Source organism: Rhizobium sp. SAFR-030, assembly GCF_059415005.1.
Map to the genome: position 1 here is coordinate 392,729 of NZ_JBPFDO010000001.1, position 19,067 is coordinate 411,795.

At 63.8% G+C, this 19,067-nt stretch carries 19 protein-coding genes and 1 pseudogene; 10 read left to right on the forward strand and 10 right to left on the reverse strand.

Annotation, left to right across the window (positions count from 1 at the left end; translation table 11 throughout):
* Window positions 1–18: 18 nt before the first annotated feature.
* Both ACR65N_RS02025 and rnd read left to right on the forward strand, forming a co-directional pair.
* A pseudogene (locus ACR65N_RS02025) lies at window positions 19–159 on the forward strand (MBL fold metallo-hydrolase); the annotation flags it as partial.
* Window positions 160–349: 190 nt separating this feature from the next.
* A complete protein-coding gene (gene rnd / locus ACR65N_RS02030; RefSeq protein ID WP_430305210.1) occupies window positions 350–1,510 on the forward strand; it encodes a ribonuclease D in 1,161 nt (386 codons plus the stop codon).
* A 60-nt stretch (window positions 1,511–1,570) separates the two neighbouring features.
* Here the strand turns inward: rnd and ACR65N_RS02035 are convergent, their stop codons facing one another.
* On the reverse strand, window positions 1,571–1,825 hold the full coding sequence (locus tag ACR65N_RS02035) for a hypothetical protein (RefSeq protein WP_440455524.1): 255 nt from the start codon (window positions 1,823–1,825) through the stop codon (window positions 1,571–1,573).
* A 273-nt stretch (window positions 1,826–2,098) separates the two neighbouring features.
* Between ACR65N_RS02035 and ACR65N_RS02040 the strand changes: the two genes are divergently transcribed.
* Entirely contained in the window at window positions 2,099–3,457 is a 1,359-nt protein-coding gene (locus tag ACR65N_RS02040; protein WP_440455525.1) for an esterase-like activity of phytase family protein, read from the forward strand.
* A gap of 65 nt (window positions 3,458–3,522) precedes the next feature.
* On the opposite strand, the gene ppx is transcribed toward ACR65N_RS02040, so the two are convergent.
* The 4 genes from ppx to ACR65N_RS02060 all read right to left on the reverse strand — a co-directional run bounded on the left by ppx (window position 3,523) and on the right by ACR65N_RS02060 (window position 9,203).
* Entirely contained in the window at window positions 3,523–5,043 is a 1,521-nt protein-coding gene (gene ppx / locus ACR65N_RS02045; RefSeq protein WP_440455526.1) for an exopolyphosphatase, read from the reverse strand.
* Window positions 5,044–5,049: 6 nt separating this feature from the next.
* Window positions 5,050–7,239 carry an RNA degradosome polyphosphate kinase gene (locus ACR65N_RS02050; RefSeq protein ID WP_440456102.1) on the reverse strand — a complete coding sequence of 730 codons (2,190 nt, stop codon included), beginning with the start codon at window positions 7,237–7,239 and terminating at the stop codon, window positions 5,050–5,052.
* Window positions 7,240–7,326: 87 nt separating this feature from the next.
* Window positions 7,327–8,040, reverse strand: a complete 714-nt coding sequence (gene hdaA, locus ACR65N_RS02055) for a DnaA regulatory inactivator HdaA (RefSeq protein ID WP_440455527.1) — start codon at window positions 8,038–8,040, stop codon at window positions 7,327–7,329.
* Window positions 8,037–9,203 (reverse strand): AI-2E family transporter, encoded by a 1,167-nt coding sequence (locus ACR65N_RS02060; RefSeq protein WP_430305216.1) that lies wholly within the window; start codon window positions 9,201–9,203, stop codon window positions 8,037–8,039. The genes hdaA and ACR65N_RS02060 overlap by 4 nt, the downstream gene beginning before the upstream one ends.
* Window positions 9,204–9,405: 202 nt before the next feature.
* On the opposite strand from ACR65N_RS02060, the gene purM reads away from it, so the two are divergent.
* Complete coding sequence (gene purM, locus ACR65N_RS02065) at window positions 9,406–10,479, forward strand: phosphoribosylformylglycinamidine cyclo-ligase (protein WP_440455528.1); 1,074 nt, start codon at window positions 9,406–9,408, stop codon at window positions 10,477–10,479.
* Window positions 10,476–11,147 carry a phosphoribosylglycinamide formyltransferase gene (purN, locus tag ACR65N_RS02070; RefSeq protein WP_440455529.1) on the forward strand — a complete coding sequence of 224 codons (672 nt, stop codon included), beginning with the start codon at window positions 10,476–10,478 and terminating at the stop codon, window positions 11,145–11,147. Before purM ends, purN begins: the two co-directional genes overlap by 4 nt.
* Window positions 11,148–11,179: 32 nt before the next feature.
* Here purN and ACR65N_RS02075 read toward each other — a convergent pair whose 3' ends face one another.
* From ACR65N_RS02075 to ACR65N_RS02090, 4 genes are all read right to left on the reverse strand, one after another.
* Window positions 11,180–11,524, reverse strand: a complete 345-nt coding sequence (locus ACR65N_RS02075; RefSeq protein ID WP_440455530.1) for a metalloregulator ArsR/SmtB family transcription factor — start codon at window positions 11,522–11,524, stop codon at window positions 11,180–11,182.
* 164 nt (window positions 11,525–11,688) lie between these two features.
* On the reverse strand, window positions 11,689–12,510 hold the full coding sequence (locus ACR65N_RS02080) for an alpha/beta fold hydrolase (protein WP_440455531.1): 822 nt from the start codon (window positions 12,508–12,510) through the stop codon (window positions 11,689–11,691).
* Window positions 12,511–12,573: 63 nt separating this feature from the next.
* Entirely contained in the window at window positions 12,574–13,167 is a 594-nt protein-coding gene (locus tag ACR65N_RS02085) for an NUDIX domain-containing protein (RefSeq protein ID WP_430305223.1), read from the reverse strand.
* Window positions 13,164–15,287, reverse strand: coding sequence for a molybdopterin-containing oxidoreductase family protein (locus tag ACR65N_RS02090; RefSeq protein WP_440455532.1), 2,124 nt, complete (start codon window positions 15,285–15,287; stop codon window positions 13,164–13,166). The genes ACR65N_RS02085 and ACR65N_RS02090 overlap by 4 nt, the downstream gene beginning before the upstream one ends.
* 86 nt (window positions 15,288–15,373) lie before the next feature.
* On the opposite strand from ACR65N_RS02090, the gene ACR65N_RS02095 reads away from it, so the two are divergent.
* The 5 genes from ACR65N_RS02095 to ACR65N_RS02115 all read left to right on the forward strand — a co-directional run bounded on the left by ACR65N_RS02095 (window position 15,374) and on the right by ACR65N_RS02115 (window position 18,200).
* A complete protein-coding gene (locus tag ACR65N_RS02095; RefSeq protein WP_440455533.1) occupies window positions 15,374–16,240 on the forward strand; it encodes a 23S rRNA (adenine(2030)-N(6))-methyltransferase RlmJ in 867 nt (288 codons plus the stop codon).
* A gap of 65 nt (window positions 16,241–16,305) precedes the next feature.
* On the forward strand, window positions 16,306–16,956 hold the full coding sequence (locus tag ACR65N_RS02100) for a ribonuclease T2 family protein (protein WP_440455534.1): 651 nt from the start codon (window positions 16,306–16,308) through the stop codon (window positions 16,954–16,956).
* Between the two features lie 16 nt (window positions 16,957–16,972).
* Window positions 16,973–17,569, forward strand: coding sequence for a glutathione S-transferase (locus tag ACR65N_RS02105; RefSeq protein ID WP_440455535.1), 597 nt, complete (start codon window positions 16,973–16,975; stop codon window positions 17,567–17,569).
* Between the two features lie 129 nt (window positions 17,570–17,698).
* On the forward strand, window positions 17,699–17,917 hold the full coding sequence (locus tag ACR65N_RS02110) for a type II toxin-antitoxin system RelE/ParE family toxin (protein WP_440456103.1): 219 nt from the start codon (window positions 17,699–17,701) through the stop codon (window positions 17,915–17,917).
* A complete protein-coding gene (locus ACR65N_RS02115; protein ID WP_440455536.1) occupies window positions 17,910–18,200 on the forward strand; it encodes an addiction module antidote protein in 291 nt (96 codons plus the stop codon). Before ACR65N_RS02110 ends, ACR65N_RS02115 begins: the two co-directional genes overlap by 8 nt.
* A gap of 102 nt (window positions 18,201–18,302) precedes the next feature.
* On the opposite strand, the gene ACR65N_RS02120 is transcribed toward ACR65N_RS02115, so the two are convergent.
* Window positions 18,303–18,944 carry an outer membrane protein gene (locus tag ACR65N_RS02120; RefSeq protein ID WP_430305237.1) on the reverse strand — a complete coding sequence of 214 codons (642 nt, stop codon included), beginning with the start codon at window positions 18,942–18,944 and terminating at the stop codon, window positions 18,303–18,305.
* Between the last annotated feature and the right edge of the window lie 123 nt (window positions 18,945–19,067).

Genomic DNA, 19,067 nt, shown 5'->3' on the forward strand with positions numbered 1-19,067 from the left:
ACCCGAGGGACAGTCATCATGAGCGAGATGAACAAGACGCTGCGGATGACAGAAGCGGGACCTGGCGTCTTCGCCTATTACGATGGCCGGATAGACGGCAAGCGACTCCATTCGGCGCGCCGGAACTGGCTCGACGACGGCGCCTACGGGCTCGGCTTACGAGCAGGTCCGCCGCGACAACATCGACAGCCTGCGGCAGAGCAAGCGCCGCGTGGAAAAAGACGCATCCGGCGGTTAAATCACGCAATACCTGCTGCCGCAGAATAGAAGAACCGCTCTTCATGTTGACATCGCGAAGGGAAAGGGAAAGGAAAGCTGACCCCTTAGTTTTACTGCCTGAACGAAGCTGATGATTGACACAACTGCCGCCCTCGAGGACGCCTGCCGTAAGCTTGCCCAATCGGAATTCGTCACTGTCGATACCGAATTTTTGCGCGAGACCACCTTCTGGCCGATACTCTGCCTGATCCAGATGGCAAGTCCGGACCTGGAAGTCATCGTCGACCCGATGGCCAAGGGGCTGGACCTGAAGCCGTTCTTCGAGCTGATGGCCAATCCGGCGGTGGTCAAGGTCTTCCATGCGGCGCGCCAGGACCTCGAAATCGTCTATAATCTGGGAAAGCTGATCCCGCACCCGATCTTCGACACGCAGGTTGCGGCGATGGTCTGCGGCTTTGGCGATTCGGTCTCCTACGACCAGCTCGTGCAGCGGACCAAGAACGTCCAGATCGACAAGTCGTCGCGCTTCACCGACTGGAGCCGGCGGCCGCTGACCGAAAAGCAGCTGGACTATGCGCTCGCCGACGTCACGCATCTGCGCGACGTCTATCTGAGCCTCAAGGATCAGCTGGAAAAGCAGGGACGCACGACCTGGGTCAGCGAGGAGATGGCTGTCCTCGAAAACCCGGCGACCTACGACATGCATCCGGACGATGCCTGGCTGCGGCTCAAATCCCGGCTGCGCAAGCCGCAGGAGCTGGCGGTGCTGAAGCACGTGGCGGCGTGGCGCGAGCGCGAGGCCCGCAGCCGCAACGTTCCCCGCTCGCGCGTCGTCAAGGACGATGCGATCTTCGAGATCGCTCAGCAGCAGCCGAAGGATATCGACGCACTGGCGCGCCTGCGCACGGTGCCGAAGGGCTGGGAGCGCTCATCCTCGGGGGCTGCCATCCTGGACGCGGTGAATTCCGCCCTGGCGTTGCCGAAGACGGACATGCCGCACGCGCCGAAGCACGTGCATGCGCCGGAAGGCGCGCAGTCGGCGGTCGAGCTGCTGAAGGTTCTGCTGCGGCTGATCTCGGAGAAACACGGGGTTGCCGCCAAGGTGATCGCCAACAGCGACGATCTCGACAAGATCGCAGCCGAAGGCGAGGCTGCCGAGGTGGCGGCGCTCTCAGGCTGGCGTCGCGACCTGTTCGGCGAACCGGCGCTGAAGCTGATCTCCGGCGCGCTGGCGCTGCGCTTCATCGACAAGAAGGTCGAACTGGTTGAGCTCACGCCGGACGCCGTCTGACCCGCCAAGGGGCTCGTTTTTCACGAGCCCTCGGTCTGTCAGGCAGAGAAGCTTCCCGGCTCAGTCGTTCGGGAAGCTGATGATCTGCCGCGAAACCAGCTTGAGGCTGCGATCCGGCTGGATCACGTAGGTTTCGTGGTAACGCTGCCCACCGTCGTAGAAGTCGTTGTAGACGGTGCTGCCGATCGGGGCCTTGGTAAGCTTGGCACGCGGCTGGCCGTTGTAGGTGATGCTGCCCGGAATGGGCTCGATTGCGAAGGCGCTGGGAGCGCCGATCAGAAGCGCCAGAAGCGCGCCCGTCAATATGGTTTTCATGGAAGTTGTCCTTTGTAGCCGCAAGGCGCGATGCGCCATTGCATGGGACAGAGATGGGAGCGGTGTTCCTCGACCGCAACGCCGCTTCGATGACCACTGCGTCGCAATTCCGTGAACAGTCCGGCTGGATCATCCCTCTCGGCGCTAACTGCTGCTCGTCGCCAAAGGTGGGCGCGTCGCGGGCCGTCGAAGTTGAGCCGTCGCAAATCCGTCAACCGCATGTCACGGCGACCGCTTAGGAGGAACCTGTTCTCAAACTCACAGGTGGTTCCCATGACCAGATCGCTTTTCGCTTCCGTCGCCCTGCTGGCCATCATGAGCGTCGGCGCATCAGCCGACGAAATGGCCTTCCCTGCCAAGCTCGCAGCCCAGGCAATCGTGCCTGCCAACACGATGATCGAAGCGCCGCAGGACGCGCCAGAATTCCTCAAGACCTCCGGCAAGTTCACCACCGCCGATCGCAAGCGCACCGAAGCGCTCGACACCGTTCCCGGCAAGGACGGCGCGCGGCTCACCGGCCTGTCGCTGCCGTTCAAGGGGCAGCCGCTGCAGGGATTTTCAGGCATCAAGGCAATGTCCGACGGCACGTTCTGGACACTCTCGGACAATGGCTTTGGTTCGAAGGCCACTTCCAGCGACGCCATGCTGATGCTGCATCACGTGCGGTTCGACTGGCAGGCCGGCAAGGTCGAGCGCATCGGCACGGTCTTTCTCAGCGACCCGAACAAGAAGGCGCCCTTCCCGATCGCCATGGAAGGCGCGGCCAAGCGCTACCTGACCGGCGCCGACTTCGACGTCGAGTCGATCCAGCCGACCGCCGACGGCTTCTGGGTGGGCGAGGAGTTCGGCCCCTATCTCCTGAAGTTCGACGCCAAGGGTGAACTGACCGACGTGATCGCGACGCTGGTTGATGGCCGTCCGGTCACCTCGCCCGACAACGCTCTCCTCTCGGTGCCGGCCAATCCGACTGCCAAGCCGGCCGCCTTCAACATCAAGCGCTCCGGCGGCTTCGAAGGCCTGGCGATGGCGAAGGACGGCGCCAAGCTGTACGGCCTGCTGGAAGGCCCGCTCTACCTCGAAGACAATTCGGTCGAGAAGAGCGACGGCCAGACGGCCCTGCGCATCGTCGAGCTGGATGCCGCGTCAAAAGCCTGGACCGGCCGCAGCTGGCTCTACCCGCTGACTGAAGGCGGCGTGGCGATCGGCGACTTCAACATGATCGACGCGACGACGGCGCTAGTGATCGAGCGTGACAACGGTGCCGGCACCGGCGACAAGGCCTGCGCCGATCCGAAGAAGCCGGAAGCCACCTGCTTCGATCAGCCTGCCAAGCACAAGCGCATCTACAAGATCGAGATGTCGGAGGCCAATGTCGGCAAGGCCGTCCGCAAGATCGGCTATATCGACCTGATGAAGATCGCCGACCCGGACGGCAAGGCAAAGCAGGGCGGCGGTGAAGGCTTCTACGACATGCCGTTCGTCACCATCGAGAACGTCGATGTGGTCGACGCTACTCACATCGTCGTCGGCAACGACAACAACCTGCCGTTCTCGGCCGGCCGCGCCGTCGACAAGGCGGACGACAACGAGTTCGTGCTGCTGGAAGTCGGCGCGTTCCTGACGGCCAAGTAACCAAACGACAAAGGGCCACTCCATCCGCGGATGGAGTGGCCCTTTGAAGAGATGCCGTCAGAGCCTCATTCGAAGACGAAGGCCAGCCGCTTGCCGGTGAGCTTCGACAGCTGCTGCAGGCGACCGTCGAGGCGCTCGCCCGAAAAGGCCGAGTATTCGTGCGGCACGACCAGCTCCAGATCGAGATCCGGGCTGTTGGAACGGCGGAAGTGCAGATGGTTGACGATGCCAGGCATCGACGCCGAGAACAGGTAGACGACGCGCAGCAGGCCGCCGAGCAGCTTGGCGAGGTCGAGCAGCCGTGGCGTGGCGATCTGCGACAGCGGGGCGGTGGCGCCGTCGTCGTGGAGGCCTTCGAATCGGTAGTAGTTGGCAAGCGCCAGATAAGCGCGTCCGGCATGGGTGATGCCGATCAGCGACGAGTGGGCGATGAGGTTCAGCGCCTGCAGGCCCCGGTAGTCGGGATGGGCGCGCCAGCTGATGTCGGCAAGCAGGCAGGCGGCCCGCCGGTAGCGGCTCTCCTCGTGGGTCTCGGTGACGCCGAAGGCCGGCACCATGCGGCCGGTCCATTCGGCAAGCTCCCGCGCATGCTCGGGCGAACGGGCGCGCAGGATGGCCAATTCATCGGCGGCCAGCAGCAGCGGATCGGCTTCCTGCTCTTCGATCGGCAGCTGCGAGTAGAGATAGCCTTCGCGCACGCCCTGCGCGGAGAACACCACGCGCGACGGCTTCATGACGCTCAGCACTTCCTGCATGGCGACGGCACCGAAGGGCAGGAGCGCCCGGCGGTTCTTGGAAACCGACTGCCAGGCCGGGTCCTTGCTGTCCTTCGACAGAACCACCTGCTCGAGGAAGTTCTGCATCTCGTTCAACTGCAGCTCGTAGCCCTGCATCATGTGCAGCGGGTAGCGGATGATCTCCATGTGCAGCTTGGCGATGTTGCGCCAGGTGCCGCCTACGGCATAGAAGGTGCGGCCAGCGCCGCTTGCCAGAAAGCCTGCCTTGCGGACCTCAGCCTTGGCGAGGTTGCGCGCTTTGGACAGGGAGTTGCCGGAGGTTTCGGCCAGCCGGAGCCCGCCGAGCGGCAGCGTCACTCCCTTGCCGAATTCCCGTCCCCTGATGTCGATCAATTCCAGCGATCCGCCGCCGAGATCACCGGCGATGCCGTCCACGTCGCCGAAGCCGCTGATCACGCCGAGCGCCGAATAAAGCGCCTCCTCCTCACCCGACAGTACCTGCACCGGATGGCCGAGGATCGTCTCGGCCTCCTCGATGAAGGCGGGGCCGTTGGAGGCTTCGCGGGCAGCAGCGGTTGCGAGCACGAAGATGCGGGTGGAGCGGGCCTGGTCCGAAAGCGCCCGGAAACGCCGGAGCGCGTTCAGCGCGCGGCGGACCGCCTCGTCGTCCATGCGACCTGTCGATCCGAGCCCCTTGCCCAGTCCGCACAAGACTTTCTCGTTGAAGAGAACCGTCGGCGACCGGGACAGATCCTCGTAGATCACCACGCGCACCGAGTTTGAGCCGATATCGACCACCGAGACGGGCGCGCTTCCGGGGAGACGCCCCTGGGCTTCAGATCGTACCATACGTCCCTATTTCTTGTGTCCGGATATCAGGCCGGCGATGAGCTTCGGCGCACTTGACTTCAGGGCTTCTCCGCGGCCGGACAGGCTCGGATTGGTCATGAAATACTGTTGCGCGTTGAAAGGTTCCTCACCCAGGCGGACTTCCATGCGGCGCGAGGTTCCGTCGGGCAATATCTCGTAGCTCTGCTGATTGTCAATCAGGTTCCCAAGCATGATCTGCGACAGGATCTGCTCGTGCACTGTCGGGTTGAGCATCGGCACCAGCGTCTCGACGCGCCGGTCGAGATTGCGCGGCATCATGTCGGCCGAACCGATATAGACCAGCGCATGCTCGGACGGCAGCCCGTGCCCGTTGCCGAAGCAGAAGATTCGGCTGTGCTCGAGGAAGCGGCCGACGATCGACTTGACGCGAATGTTTTCCGACAGGCCGGCGACCTGCGGACGCAGGCAGCAGATGCCGCGGATTACCAGGTCGACATCGACGCCGGCGCGGCTGGCGCGGTACAGCGCATCGATGATCTCGGGATCGACGAGCGAGTTCATCTTCATCCAGATGCCGGCGGGACGACCGGCCAAAGCATGCGCCGTCTCTTCCTCGATGTGGCGCAGGATGCGCGGACGCATCGTGTAGGGTGAGACGGCAAGCTTCATGCTTTCCGGCGGCTCGCCATAGCCGGTGATGAAGTTGAAGACGTTCGCCATGTCGTGGGCGATCTTCGGATTGCAGGTGAAGAAGGACAGGTCGGTGTAGATCTTTGCCGTGACCGGGTGGTAGTTGCCGGTGCCAAGGTGGCAGTAGGTCCGCAGTCTGCCGTCTTCGCGACGTACCACCATCGACATCTTGGCATGCGTCTTCAGTTCGATGAAGCCGAACACCACCTGCACGCCGGCGCGCTCGAGGTCGCGCGCCCAGCGGATGTTGGCCTCCTCGTCGAAGCGCGCCTTGAGCTCGACCAGGGCGGTCACCGACTTGCCCATTTCGGCCGCATCGATCAGCGCCCGCACGATCGGGCTGTCGTTGGAGGTGCGGTAAAGGGTCTGCTTTATCGCCAGAACTTCCGGATCGCGCGCAGCCTGGAGCAGGAACTGCACCACAACGTCGAAGCTCTCGTAGGGATGGTGGACCACCATGTCCTTTTCGCGGATCGCGGCGAAGCAGTCGCCGGCGTGTTCGCGAACGCGCTCGGGAAATCGGGCGTTGTAGGGCTCGAAGCGCAGGTCGTCGCGCGGCGCCTTGGCGATTTCCGACAGCGTGTTGAGCGCCAGAAGCCCGGGCAGAACCGCGACCCGGTTGTCCGGCACGCCGAGCTCCTGGACGACGAACTGCCGCAGCGAGGCCGGCATTTCCGAATCCGTCTCGATGCGGATGACCTTGCCGCGGCGGCGGCGCTTCAGCGCCGTCTCGAAGAAGCGCACCAGATCCTCGGCCTCTTCCTCGACTTCGATATCGCTGTCGCGAATGATGCGGAAGGTGCCGGCGCCCTTGACTTCATATCCCGGGAACAACCGGTCGATGAACATGCTGACCACGTCTTCCAGCGTGATGTAGCGGATTGTCTGTCCCTCGTCCGGCAAGCGGATGAACCGGTCGAGCGTCGGCGGCAGGCGCAGAAGGCCGGTCATCGGCTCGCGACCGCTCTTGCTGTCGAGCTGCAGGCCCATGGAAAAGCCGAGGTTGGGAATGAACGGGAACGGGTGCGCCGGATCGATGGATAGCGGCGTCAGGATCGGGAACAGGTTTTCCTCGAAATCCGTCGCAAGCCACTGGCGATCGTCATCGTTGAGAGCCGCCGGGCGGACGATCAGGATGTCCTCGCGGGCAAGATACTGCTGGAGGACGGCAAGCGACGCCTGCTGCTCCATCTGCAAATTGTCGATTTCCTTGAGGATGTCTTCAAGCTGCTCGGCCGGCGTCTTGCCGTCGGGGCTGCGCACGAGAATGCCCTGGCGCACCTGCCCTTCGAGCCCGGCAACGCGGACCATGAAGAATTCATCGAGGTTGGCGGCCGAGATGGACAGGAAGCGGATGCGCTCAAGCAGCGGATGCGCCGTATTCAGCGTTTCTTCGAGAACGCGGCGGTTGAACTGGAGCCAGGAGAATTCCCGGTTGATGAAGCGTTCCGGGCTGTTGAGCAAATCCACGGCGTCCGGCGGCACGTCCAACGACTTTGCCTGCACTTCCGAGATCTGATCCATCATGGCCCCCTTCGCTGCGCCCGACGCCGGGAAAACCCCGGCCATCCACTTGGCGCCTATACCTTTTCAACGACGGAACTATGACAGTCAACTGTCGCGATCGGCACTGCCCGCTAAGCTTTCCAGCACTTCCGCCGCCAGCCCCCGGCTGATCCGGGTGCCGCGCGCCAGCGCCAGCCGGTCGAGCCGGTCGACGACGCCCTGCGCCGCTTCCATCGACCGCTCCATCCGCTGCACGATGTAGGCGACGATGCGGTCATCGATGTGCAACTGCCGGTCGGCGAACAACTTGACGATCACCTGCCCGAGCAGATCCTCGTCCGGCTCGCCGATCTCGACGACCGTCGCCGCCTTGAGGCGCGAGCGCAGGTCCGGCAGAACCACCGGCCAAGACATCGGCCAGAGGCGCGCGGTGATCAGCAAGCTCCGGCCGTTCTCGCGCACGCTGTTGATGACGTGGAAGAGTTCGCTGTCGTCGAAGCCGCGGCGGTCGGCATCCTCGAAGACCACCGGCGAGGTGGCAGCGACGGTTGCGGCCTCAGCGCCGCGCGTCGGGTGGATGTCGATCGCGCCGGCCTTGTCGCGCCAGATGCTGGCCAGATGCGACTTGCCGCAGCCAGCGGGACCGGTGAGGATGACGACCGGCGCCTTCCAGTCCGGCCATGCGTCGATCATCGCCAGCGCAGCGCTCACCGGCGCGGCGACGAGCAGATCCTCGCGCCCGGTTGCCGCGTCATGGGTCAGCGCCAGAGGCAGCTGCTCGGCGCGCTGACGCTTATGTTTGTCGAGCGTCTCGGTCATGCGTTCTTGCTGAGTGTTTCCGTCGAAGGGTTTTGCAGCGCCTTGGCGTCCACGTCGTTCATGTCATCCCAGGGCAGCTCGGCCGTGTGGCCGTAATAGATGTCGCTCTGAAGATACCGCGACAGCGCGAAACGGACAAGCACGCCGACGACGGCCGCGGCCGGCACGGCGATCAGCAGGCCGACGAAACCGAACATCGCGCCGAAGGCGAGCAGCGCGAACATCAGCCAGACCGGATGCAGGCCGACGCTGGAGCCGACGAGCTTCGGCTGCAGGATGTTGCCCTCGATGAACTGGCCGGAGAAGAACACGCACATGGTGGCGATGATCCAGCCGTAGTCGGGCCAGAACTGCATGAGCGCCACGCCGACCGCCAGGATCAGGCCGACCAGCGAGCCGATATAGGGAATGAAGCTGATCATGCCGGCGACGAAGCCGATCAACAGGCCGAAGTTCAGACCGACCAGCGACAGGCCGATTGCGTAATAAACGCCGAGGATGAGGCAGAGCGATCCCTGCCCGCGGATGAAGCCGGAGACCGCCTGGTCCATCTCGCGGGCCAGCTGGCGAACCGTCACCACCTGATCGCGCGGCAGCCAGCTGTCGACCTTGGCGACCATGCGGTCCCAGTCGAGCAGGATGTAGAAGGCAACAACGGGCGTGACGACCAGCAGCGAGATGACGTCGAGAATGGTCTTGCCGGAATTCCACAGCTGGCTGAGCAGGCCGCCCAGGAAGCCGGCGCCTTCGGTCATAAGGCTGGAGAAGTTTTCCTTGGCGGTCTGGATCTGGCTGACCATCCAGTCGGGCAGGAAGGAGTTTTCCGGGCTGGCGATCAGCTGCTGCAACTGCGTCACATACTGGGGCAGCTGCTGGGCAAATTCGCTGAACTGGCTGATGATCAGCGGGATAATGACCATCAGCGCGACGGTGAACATCAGGATGAAGCCGATGAGGATGACGCAGGTCGCCATCAGCCGGCTCAGGCCACGGCGCTCCAGCCAGTCGGCGACCGGATCGAGAAAATAGGCAAGCGCCATGCCGGCGACGAAGGGCAGAAGAATGGTCCGGAACGCCAGCAGAAAGATGATGAAGCCGATGAGGGCCGCCACCCAGAAGAGGACGTAGCGCCTCAGGCTTGCACCGCTGATGTGGTAGGCCATGCTCGGATCCTTCTCTATCGTCCCGTGCCTGAGGGATGACCTGTCTTTCCGACAAGGTCAAGGCGAAGCCGTGCACTGCAAAAACCTTGCTGAACAGCTTGGAAAACCAGGGCAGCCCGGCGCGGGTGCTTGCATCTGTCGCCCCGGCATGCAATGCGACGCTTCTTGCAGGACATGCTGACGAGACATGCGGAGACGGGCGATGAGCGACGAAGGCAGGAACGGTCTGACCTACAGCGATGCGGGCGTCGATATCGATGCCGGAAACCTGATGGTCGAAAAGATCAAGCCGGCAGTCCGTTCGACACGCCGCCCCGGCGCCGACGGCGAGATCGGCGGCTTCGGCGGATTGTTCGACCTGCGCGCCGCCGGCTTCACCGATCCGGTGCTGGTTGCCGCCAATGACGGCGTCGGCACCAAGCTGAAGATCGCCATCGATGCGGATCGTCATGATACGGTCGGCATCGACCTGGTTGCCATGTGCGTCAACGACCTCGTCGTTCAAGGCGCCGAGCCGCTGTTCTTCCTCGACTATTTCGCCACCGGAAAGCTGAACCCGGAACAGGGTGCAGCAATCGTCCTCGGCATCGCCGACGGCTGCCGCCAGGCCGGCTGCGCGCTGATCGGCGGCGAGACTGCCGAGATGCCGGGCATGTACCGTGACGGCGATTACGACCTTGCAGGCTTTGCCGTGGGTGCTGCCGAGCGCGGCCAGTTGCTGCCGACAGGCGACCTTCAGGCAGGCGACCAGATCCTCGGCCTCACCTCTTCCGGCGTGCACTCCAACGGCTTTTCGCTGGTGCGTAAGATCGTCGGAGTGTCGGGGCTTTCGTGGGCCGATGCCGCACCGTTCGCCGACGGCAAGACGCTCGGCGAGGCGCTGCTGACCCCGACACGCATCTACGTCAAGCCGCTGCTGAAGGCGATCCGCGAGACGGCGGCGCTGAAGGCCCTCGCCCATATTACCGGCGGCGGTTTCCCCGACAACATTCCGCGGGTCCTGCCGGACAACCTGGCGGCCGAAATCGATCTTGACAGCATTCCCGTGCCGCCGGTCTTCTCGTGGCTTGCCAAGGTCGGCGGCGTCGAGGCCACCGAAATGCTGCGCACCTTCAACTGCGGCATCGGCATGATCGTCGTCGTCGCACCGCAGAACGTCCAGGCCGTCACGGACATCCTGTCTGCTGAAGGCGAAGTCGTGGTGCCGCTCGGCCGCATCGTCGATCGCGAGGCTGGAGCCGCCGGAACGATCTATACGGGCACGCTGTCGCTATGAACCCCGGCCCCGGCAACACGGAGCGCAAGCGCGTCGTCGTGCTGGTGTCCGGCAGCGGCTCGAACATGGTGGCGCTGGCAGATGCCTGCGCCTCGGCGGATTTTCCGGCCGAAATCGTCGGCGTCATTTCCGACAAGCCGGATGCCGGAGGACTTGCCAAGGCGCAGGCCCGCGGCATCAGGACGCTCTCTTTCGCGCGCAAGGATTTCTCCAGCAAGGGGGATCACGAGGCCGCCGTGCTCCAGGCGCTTGCCGACCTGAACGCAGAGATCGTCTGCCTCGCCGGCTACATGCGCCTCCTGTCGGCGGATTTCATCCGCCCCTTCGAAGGCCGCATCCTCAATATCCATCCCTCGCTGCTGCCGCTGTTTCCCGGCCTGCATACGCATCAGCGGGCGCTGGACGCCGGCGTCCGCGTCTCCGGCTGCACGGTGCATTTCGTCACCGAGGGCATGGACGAGGGTCCGGCGATTGTCCAGGCAGTGGTTCCGGTGCTTGCCGGCGATACGGCCGAAACGCTGGCTGCACGCGTACTGACCGTCGAGCACAAGAGCTACCCGCTGGCGCTGAGACTGGTTGCCGAGGGCACGGTAAGGATGACCGCTGCCGGCGCTGTCGAGCGCGACGGCAACCAGACGGATCCTGCGGCACATCTCATTTCCGCCTGAGGTCCGCCGGCAGCTGCCCCTACCGAAGCTGGTCAGTCCGGCTCGTCTGCCGTTCCGTAGATGGTATAGAGAGCGGCAATCAGCAGCGGCGTCTCGTAGCCTGCCAATCGGTAGAAGATCTGCTTGCCGCTGCGCCGGGTATCGACGATCGCCGCCTCGCGCAGCACAGTCAATTGTTGCGACAGGGTTGGTTGCCGCACCCCCAAGCGTTCTTCGAGCATGCCGACCGAATGTTCGCCCTCCGCCAGCGTGCAGGCGAGCAGCAGCCGCACGGGATGTGACAGCGTCTTGAGAAGTCCGGATACCGCGGGAGCATGCACCCGCATCACCTCCAGGTTCGATCCCGGCTCCGCGACCGGGGTCTGCCTGCCAACCATGCCATGCCTCCCGCAGACATATATCGCCGTTCCGGTACGCCAAAGGGCTGCCGATCCCACCGAACGATAACACATAAAAAGCTAATATTATAAACTATGCATGCTGGCTTCAGGCCAGCCGAGACAGGATGGCCCCCGGGGGCCATCCTTCCATCTTTCAGCGATCAGCGACGTAGGAATTCCAGCAGGTCTTCCGTCAACTGCTGCTTGTTGGAGGCAAACAGGCCGTGCGGCGCGCCATCGTACTCGATGATCTCAGCGCCCGGGATGCCGGCGGCAGCGGCGTGGCCGGCCGCAGCGATCGGAACCGTCTGGTCGCCGGTGCCATGGATGATCAGCGTCGGAACGCGGAAATGCGCAAGGTCCGGACGGAAATCGGTGGTGGCGAAGGCTTGTGCGCAGGCGAGCGTCGGCTTCAGTCCGGCAGCCATTGCCTGGTTGAACGACCAGTCTAGGACCGCATCGCTCACCGTGCCGGTGAACACGCCGACGCCGTAGAAGCTCTTGAAGAACGACTGGAAGAAATGCGCCCGGTCTTCCTTCATGGCCGCTGTCATGCCGTCGAACGTCGACTGCGGCGTGCCCTTGGGATTGTCGGTGGTCTCCAGCATGTAGGGAACGACCGAGGCGATCAGGGCCGCCTGCGACACCCGCCTGCCGCCATGCCGCGACATGTAGCGGGCGACCTCGCCGCCGCCCATCGAGAAGCCGAAGAGAGCGGCATCCTGCGCATCCGTCGCCTCCAGCACGTCGGCGAGATCGTCGGCCAGCGTGTCGTAATCGTAGCCCGTCCAGGGCTGTTGGGACCGGCCGAAGCCGCGGCGGTCGTAGGAGATGGCCCGGAACCCGGCATCGGCCGCAGCCATGGCGAAATCGTCCCAGGTGTCGGAAGTCAGTGGCCAGCCGTGCAGGAGAACGACCGGGCGACCCTGCCCCCAATCCTTGAGGTAGAGTTCGGTGCCGGAGCGCGTCTTGATTGTCGTCATGCCGGTTCCTTTGCGTTGGACAGACTATTTCAACGCAAGAGGAGGAAGCCTGTTCCTTGACGGCTAGGCCAGGGCCTGCCGGTTCTGGACAGCCCAGTGCAACAGCATGATCGTCTTTCCGTCGCAGATCTCGCCGGTCTCTATCATCGCCAAGGCGTCGGAAAGCTTAACCTCGAGAACCTCGATGTCCTCGTTTTCCTCGTCCAGACCGCCGCCATCCGAGACGCGATCCTCGATGTCGATCGCGGCGGCGAAGAAGTGGATGATCTCGGTGACCGCTCCCGGCGACATGAAGCACTTGAAAAGGAAACGCACGTCGCGCACCTGGTAGCCGGTCTCCTCGATCGCCTCGCGGCGGATCGCCTCTTCCGGGTGGTCGCCGTCCAGAAGTCCGGCCGGGGTCTCTATCATCCAGCCGGAGTGGCCGTTGAGGAAGGCGGGCATGCGGAACTGGCGCACCAGAACCACCACGTCGCGCCGCGCGTCGTAGAGCAGGATCGTGGCGCCGTTGCCGCGGTCATAGACCTCGCGATCGAGGCGGACGGTCTTGCCCGTAGATCCGGTGTAATCGAACGTCACCCGATGCAGATGGTACCAGTTGTCGGAGAGCAGCTTCTTCTCGACGATATCGATCTTGGCACGTTCATCAACGCTCATGCTTCGTCCTTCACCAGCCAGACCCTGTTGTCGTGTACCGCTGCACCACCGTAGGGCGCCACCGGATCGGCACCGGTCAGCACGTTGATGCCCTCGCCGTCGAGATGCGCCTTGTTGGGCCACAGGCCTTCGGCAATCAGCACGCCGCGGCGGGCGCCGGGCGTCACGGTTGCGTGCAGCCGCAGCTCGCCGCGCCGGTTGCCGATGCGCACCACATCGCCATCGATCACCGACAGCGCATTCGCATCCTCGGGATGGATCATCACCGAGGGCCGGCCTTCCTTGTCGCGCGAGGTCTTCGTCTCGGCAAAGGTCGAGTTGAGGAAGTTGCGGGCCGGAGAGGTCGCGAGCCGGAACGGGTGCTCCCCATCCGCCACCTCGATGACATCCACCTGGTCTGGGAACGGCGGAAGCTCGGCATGCGGACCAAGCGCCCCGATGCTCTTCGGCGTCTTGTTCGGCGACGGGCCGTCCTGCCAGTCGGGCCGAAAGCGGAACTTCCCGTCGGGATAACCAAAACCATTCAGGTAATGCGCATCCTCGAAGGCCGGCTGGCAATCGATCCACTTTCCGGTGAGAAGCTGGTCGTAGCCCGGCAGGCCGTTCGGCAGAAGCATGCCGTCGATGTGCTGCCGTTCACTGAGGCCGAACCCCGGAAAATCGGAGACGCCGAGACGCTTGGCGAGCTCCTCGATGACGAAGAGATTGGTGCGTACCGTCGCCGGCGGCTCGACCAGCTTCGGCCCAAGCAGGATGTGGTTCTGCCCGCCTGCCCGATAGAGATCGTCGTGCTCGACGAACATGGTCGCCGGCAGAACGATATCGGCAATCTCCGCCGTTTCGGTCATGAACTGCTCGTGCACGGCGACGAAAAGATCGGGGCGCGAAAAGCCCTGCCGGACGAGGCGCTGCTCGGGCGCGATATTCATCGGATTGGTGTTCTGGATGAGCAGCGCCGTTACCGGACCACCATGACGCAGCGCAACCGGATCGCCGGTCAGCACGCGGCCGATCTGCGACTGGTCGAGCATGCGAACGTCCGGGTCCATGTAGGCGGTTCCCATCAGCTCGCGCTTGTCGAGCTTGAAGATCTCGCCATTGTTGTGGAAGGCGCCGCCGCCCTCGTACTGCCAGGAGCCCAGCACGGTGGCGATCGACAGTGCCGCGTGCATGGCAACCGTGCCGTTGCGCTGACGGGTAAAGCCGTAGCCGAGGCGGAAGAACGTCTTCTTCGTCGTACCGACCAGTTTAGCCAACGCCTCGATCTCGTCCACGCCAAGACCGGTGATCGCCGACGCCCATTCCGGCGTCTTCGTTTCCAGATGCGCCTCGAGCCCGAGCGGATCGTCGGCGAACTTCATCATGTATTCGCGGTCGGCATAGCCGTCGCGGAAGGCGACATGCATGATGGCGCAGGCGAGCGCGGCATCTGTGCCGGGCTTCAGCACCACCTTGAGGTCCGCCTGCTTCATCGTCGGGCTGTCATAGATATCGACGACGACGATCTTCGCACCGCGTTCCTTGCGAGCCCGGATGGCGTGGGTCATGACGTTGACCTGGGTGGCGACCGGGTTGGTGCCCCAGATGACGATGCAGTCGGATTTCGCCATCTCGCGCGGGTCGGGACCGCGTAGCGCGCCGGTGCCCATCACGTAGCCGGTCCACGCCATGTTGGTGCAGATCGAGCCGAAGAATCCGGAATAGCGCTTGGCATGGCGCAGGCGCTCGATGGAATCGCGCTGCACTTGGCCCATGGTACCGGCGTAGAAATACGGCCAGATCGCCTCGCTGCCGTGTGCCGCCTCGGCCTTGACGAAGGCTTCGGCGATCTCGTCGAGCGCCGCGTCCCACGACACTTCCTGCCACGCACCCTCGCCCTTGCCGCCCAGACGACGCTTCGGGGTCATCAGCCGGTCCGGATGGTAGAGACGCTCGGCGTAGCGCGCGACCTTGGCGCAGACGACGCCGGCCGTATAGGTATTGGCGCTTGCGCCACGGACACGGCCGATGCGGCCCTCGGCGGTCAGGTCGACTTCGAGCGCGCAGGCGGAGGGACAGTCATGCGGGCAGACCGTATGACCGACGGCGTTTTTCACAGAGATCGGGGTCGCAAGGTTCATGCCTTTCCTATAGGACAAGGCGAGCCCCGCCAAAAGCGACTTTTGCGGCGCATCAAATCATTTCACGCGATCCAGCAGAGACCTGAATGAACTATCGGCACATCTATCACGCGGGCAATTTCGCCGACGTCCTGAAACATGCCGTCCTCTGCCTGCTGATCCGCTACATGCAGAAGAAGGACAAGGCATTCCGCGTGCTCGACACACATGCCGGCACCGGGCTTTACGACCTGTCGTCGGAAGAGGCGCAGAAGACCGGCGAATGGCGCGAAGGGATCGGCCGGCTGCTGTCGGCGGATCTTGCGCCGGAGGTAACGCAGTTGCTTGCTCCTTACCTCGACGCCGTGCGTGAGATGAACCCGGATGGCGGCATCACTCTCTACCCCGGCTCGCCAAAGCTTGCCCGGCTGCTGTTTCGGCCGCAGGACCGGCTGGCGGCGATGGAACTGCATCCCGACGATTTCGGCCGTCTTTGGCGCCTGTTCGAGGGCGACTATCAGGTCCGGGTGACGGAGCTCGACGGCTGGCTGTCGCTCGGCGCCCACCTGCCGCCGAAGGAAAAGCGCGGGCTGGTGCTGATCGATCCGCCCTTCGAGATCGATGGCGAATACGAGCGGCTGGCCAAGGGGCTGGCGACCGCCTACCGACGGTTTCCCGGCGGCACCTACTGTCTGTGGTACCCGATTAAGAAGGGCGCGCCGATCCGCCAGTTCCACGAGGACCTGCAGGCGCTGGAGATCCCCAAGATGCTGTGCGCCGAACTCCTGGTGCGCAGCGACCGCGAGACGACCGGCCTTTCCGGCTCCGGCCTCATCGTCGTCAACCCACCATTCACGCTGAAGGCGGACCTGCACCGGCTGCTGCCGGTGCTGAAGGAGGTGCTGGCGCAGGATCGTTATGCGTCGCAGCGCAGCTTCTGGCTGCGCGGCGAGGAGAAGCCTGAAGAGGTGTGACGGCCGAGCCGCTTGACCGGACGGGCAGATCCGGGACATGGTCGACCAGTCCCGGGGAGGCCATCATGAACCACTTCTTGTCCTGCGCAGTGCTTGGTCTATCGCTGCTTGCGAGCGCCCTTCCCTCAGCCGCCGAGGATCGGCCCGGCAGCTTCGATTTCTACGTTCTGTCGCTTTCCTGGTCGCCGACCTTCTGCACTGGCGGACGGGCCAAGGAAAATCCTCAGCAATGCGCGGCGGACAAGGATTTCCGCTTCATCGTCCATGGCCTGTGGCCGCAGAACGAGAAGGGTTATCCGCAATCTTGCGCGAGCACCGAACCGAGCCGCGTGCCCGCCGAACTCGGACGCCAGTATTTCGACATCATGCCGTCAATGGGGCTGATCGGCCACCAGTGGCGCAAGCATGGCAGCTGCACCGGCCTCAACCAGGCCGACTACCTGAAAGCCACCCGCAGCGCCTATGACAAGATCAAGCTGCCGCAGCAGCTGTCGACGCTTAAGACCACCGAGACACTGTCCGCCGAAGCCATCGAGCAAGGCTTCGTCGCCGCCAATCCCGGCCTCACCCCCGCCGCCATCGCCGTCAGCTGCGAGGGCAGCAGGCTGGAGGAGGTGCGCATCTGCCTATCCAAGGATCTGACCTTCCGCCCGTGCCGCGAGGTGGATCGCCAGGGCTGCTCGCTCAGCCGCATCACCATACCGCCGGCAAACTGACGACACAGGATATCCCATGAAGCTGCTCTACTCGCCCGCCTCCCCCTATTCCGCAAAATGCCGCATGGCGGCCCGCCATCTCGGCATCGCGATCGAGGACGTGCGCACCGACACCAACACGCCGCCGGCCGAACTGCTGGACAGCAACCCGCTCGGCAAGATCCCGGTCCTCATCCGCGACGGAGAGCAGCCGGTCTACGACAGTGTGGCGATCATGCAGTTCCTCGACCGCCAGTCCGGCGGCAGGCTCTATCCGTCGGACGCGGATGAGCGGACGCAGGCGGAGGTGCTGGAAGCGCTGTGCGACGGCATCACCGACTGCCTGCTCGCCATCATGTACGAGAGGCGTTTCCGGCCGGCCGAGATCGTCTACCAGCCGTGGATCGACAAGCAGTGGGACAAGGTTGTGCGCGGCCTGGATTTCCTGGAAAACAACCTGCCGCAGACAGGCGACAGGCTGCATGGCGGGCATTTCTCGCTGGCGGCGCTGATCGGCTACCTCAATCTACGTTTCGCCGGCCAGTGGGCTGGCGGGCGGCCGAACCTGTCCGGCTGGACGGACACGTTTTCGACGGTGTTCATCGATTACGAGAGCATGAAGTCAGCGGCCTGAAGAGCCGCTTTGACAGGTTGTGATTTATAGATCACAATCTGTCGTGACCTTGATCAAGCAGTCAAGCAGCTTCCGGAAATGGGCTGAAAGCTCAAGGACGAGCGGGCGAAAGCGATTATCGCAGCCCGGCTGCTCAGGCTATCGCTTGGGCATGAGGGCGACTGCGCGCCTGTCGGCGGCGGGATCTGTGAGCTGCGTGTCCATCACGGTACTGGCTACCGTATCTACTTTTGCCGCCGGGGCGCCCCGCTCATCATCCTGCTGTGCGGGGGCGACAAGAGTTCGCAACGGCGGGATATCGAGGCGGCCAGACGCATCGCCGCCGAGTGGAGAGACGATCATGAATGACACCTTTACCAGCTTCGACCCGGCCGACCTGCTGAAGACAGATGAGGCAATCGAAGCGTTCCTGACCGATGCCTTCGAGACGGACGACGCAGCTTACATCGCCAGGGCGATCGGCGTCGTGGCACGGGCGAAGGGAATGACGGCAGTGGCGCGCGAGACGGGGCTGGCAAGGGAGCAACTGTATCGCTCGCTGAGCGAGAGCGGCAATCCGACACTTGAGACGACGGTTGCGGTCTTGAAGGCGCTGGGATTACAGCTGACGGCCAAGCCTCGGGCGGCTTGAACGAGAACTTGCCAGAGGCACCGTCAGCAGCGCCTCGCGCAGCCGCAGACAAAAAAGGCCGGAGGTTTCCCCCCGGCCTTTTTTCATTACAGATCCGCTGGATCAGAACTTGACGCCAACGCCGACCTTGACCGAATGGTCGTCGAAGCCGCGCGACACGGTGGTGCCGCCGAGGTTGTAGTCCTTGTCCTGGAAATCGGTGTAACGATATTCCACGCGGGCGGTGATGTTGTTGGTGATGAAGGTTTCAACACCTGCACCGACCGTGTAGCCAACGGCAGTCTTGTCGTCGGAACCGGCAGCGTTGGACAGTTCATGGTTGCCGACAGCCAGACCGGCCGTGCCGTAGATCATGAACGGGCTGAGGTCGTAACCGACGCGGCCGCGGACCGAGCCGTTGAGCTTCTGCTCGGCAGTGACGCCAGCGCCGGCCGAACCCTTCTGGTCGTTGTAGCCGATGTCGGCTTCAGCACCGTAGACGATCTGGCCGCTCTGCCAGTTGTAACCGCCGAATGCGCCGCCGCCCCAACCGTCAGCGTTGGTGTCGCTCGGGCCGCCCTGGGCCGTGCCGAAATCGTACGAGCCGTAGCCGCCGAGGTAGAAGCCAGACCAGTTGGCTGCCGGAGCGGCAGTTTCAACGGCCATCGGAGCTTCCGGGATCTGGGTGACGGCGTCTGCTGCGTGTGCCGAAACGGCGGCGAGGCTGGCTGCAGAAACCATCAGGGTCGCGATGAGAGTACGCATACTTAAATCTCCTTTTTATGCCGAGCTGGGAAGTGATCTAACAAGACGAAAGATCGTCATTTGTTCCCGGCTCGTTGAGATGGAATTTGGTGGCCAATTGAGGAAATGAAAGTACCGAATTGT

What these genes read in the sequence shown, in the direction of transcription:
- rnd (WP_430305210.1), top strand. Translation starts at nt 350, where the DNA reads ATGATTGACACAACTGCCGCCCTCGAGGACGCCTGCCGTAAGCTTGCC.
- ACR65N_RS02035 (WP_440455524.1), bottom strand. Translation starts at nt 1,825, where the DNA reads ATGAAAACCATATTGACGGGCGCGCTTCTGGCGCTTCTGATCGGCGCT.
- ACR65N_RS02040 (WP_440455525.1), top strand. Translation starts at nt 2,099, where the DNA reads ATGACCAGATCGCTTTTCGCTTCCGTCGCCCTGCTGGCCATCATGAGC.
- ppx (WP_440455526.1), bottom strand. Translation starts at nt 5,043, where the DNA reads ATGGTACGATCTGAAGCCCAGGGGCGTCTCCCCGGAAGCGCGCCCGTC.
- ACR65N_RS02050 (WP_440456102.1), bottom strand. Translation starts at nt 7,239, where the DNA reads ATGGATCAGATCTCGGAAGTGCAGGCAAAGTCGTTGGACGTGCCGCCG.
- hdaA (WP_440455527.1), bottom strand. Translation starts at nt 8,040, where the DNA reads ATGACCGAGACGCTCGACAAACATAAGCGTCAGCGCGCCGAGCAGCTG.
- ACR65N_RS02060 (WP_430305216.1), bottom strand. Translation starts at nt 9,203, where the DNA reads ATGGCCTACCACATCAGCGGTGCAAGCCTGAGGCGCTACGTCCTCTTC.
- purM (WP_440455528.1), top strand. Translation starts at nt 9,406, where the DNA reads ATGAGCGACGAAGGCAGGAACGGTCTGACCTACAGCGATGCGGGCGTC.
- purN (WP_440455529.1), top strand. Translation starts at nt 10,476, where the DNA reads ATGAACCCCGGCCCCGGCAACACGGAGCGCAAGCGCGTCGTCGTGCTG.
- ACR65N_RS02075 (WP_440455530.1), bottom strand. Translation starts at nt 11,524, where the DNA reads ATGGTTGGCAGGCAGACCCCGGTCGCGGAGCCGGGATCGAACCTGGAG.
- ACR65N_RS02080 (WP_440455531.1), bottom strand. Translation starts at nt 12,510, where the DNA reads ATGACGACAATCAAGACGCGCTCCGGCACCGAACTCTACCTCAAGGAT.
- ACR65N_RS02085 (WP_430305223.1), bottom strand. Translation starts at nt 13,167, where the DNA reads ATGAGCGTTGATGAACGTGCCAAGATCGATATCGTCGAGAAGAAGCTG.
- ACR65N_RS02090 (WP_440455532.1), bottom strand. Translation starts at nt 15,287, where the DNA reads ATGAACCTTGCGACCCCGATCTCTGTGAAAAACGCCGTCGGTCATACG.
- ACR65N_RS02095 (WP_440455533.1), top strand. Translation starts at nt 15,374, where the DNA reads ATGAACTATCGGCACATCTATCACGCGGGCAATTTCGCCGACGTCCTG.
- ACR65N_RS02100 (WP_440455534.1), top strand. Translation starts at nt 16,306, where the DNA reads ATGAACCACTTCTTGTCCTGCGCAGTGCTTGGTCTATCGCTGCTTGCG.
- ACR65N_RS02105 (WP_440455535.1), top strand. Translation starts at nt 16,973, where the DNA reads ATGAAGCTGCTCTACTCGCCCGCCTCCCCCTATTCCGCAAAATGCCGC.
- ACR65N_RS02115 (WP_440455536.1), top strand. Translation starts at nt 17,910, where the DNA reads ATGAATGACACCTTTACCAGCTTCGACCCGGCCGACCTGCTGAAGACA.
- ACR65N_RS02120 (WP_430305237.1), bottom strand. Translation starts at nt 18,944, where the DNA reads ATGCGTACTCTCATCGCGACCCTGATGGTTTCTGCAGCCAGCCTCGCC.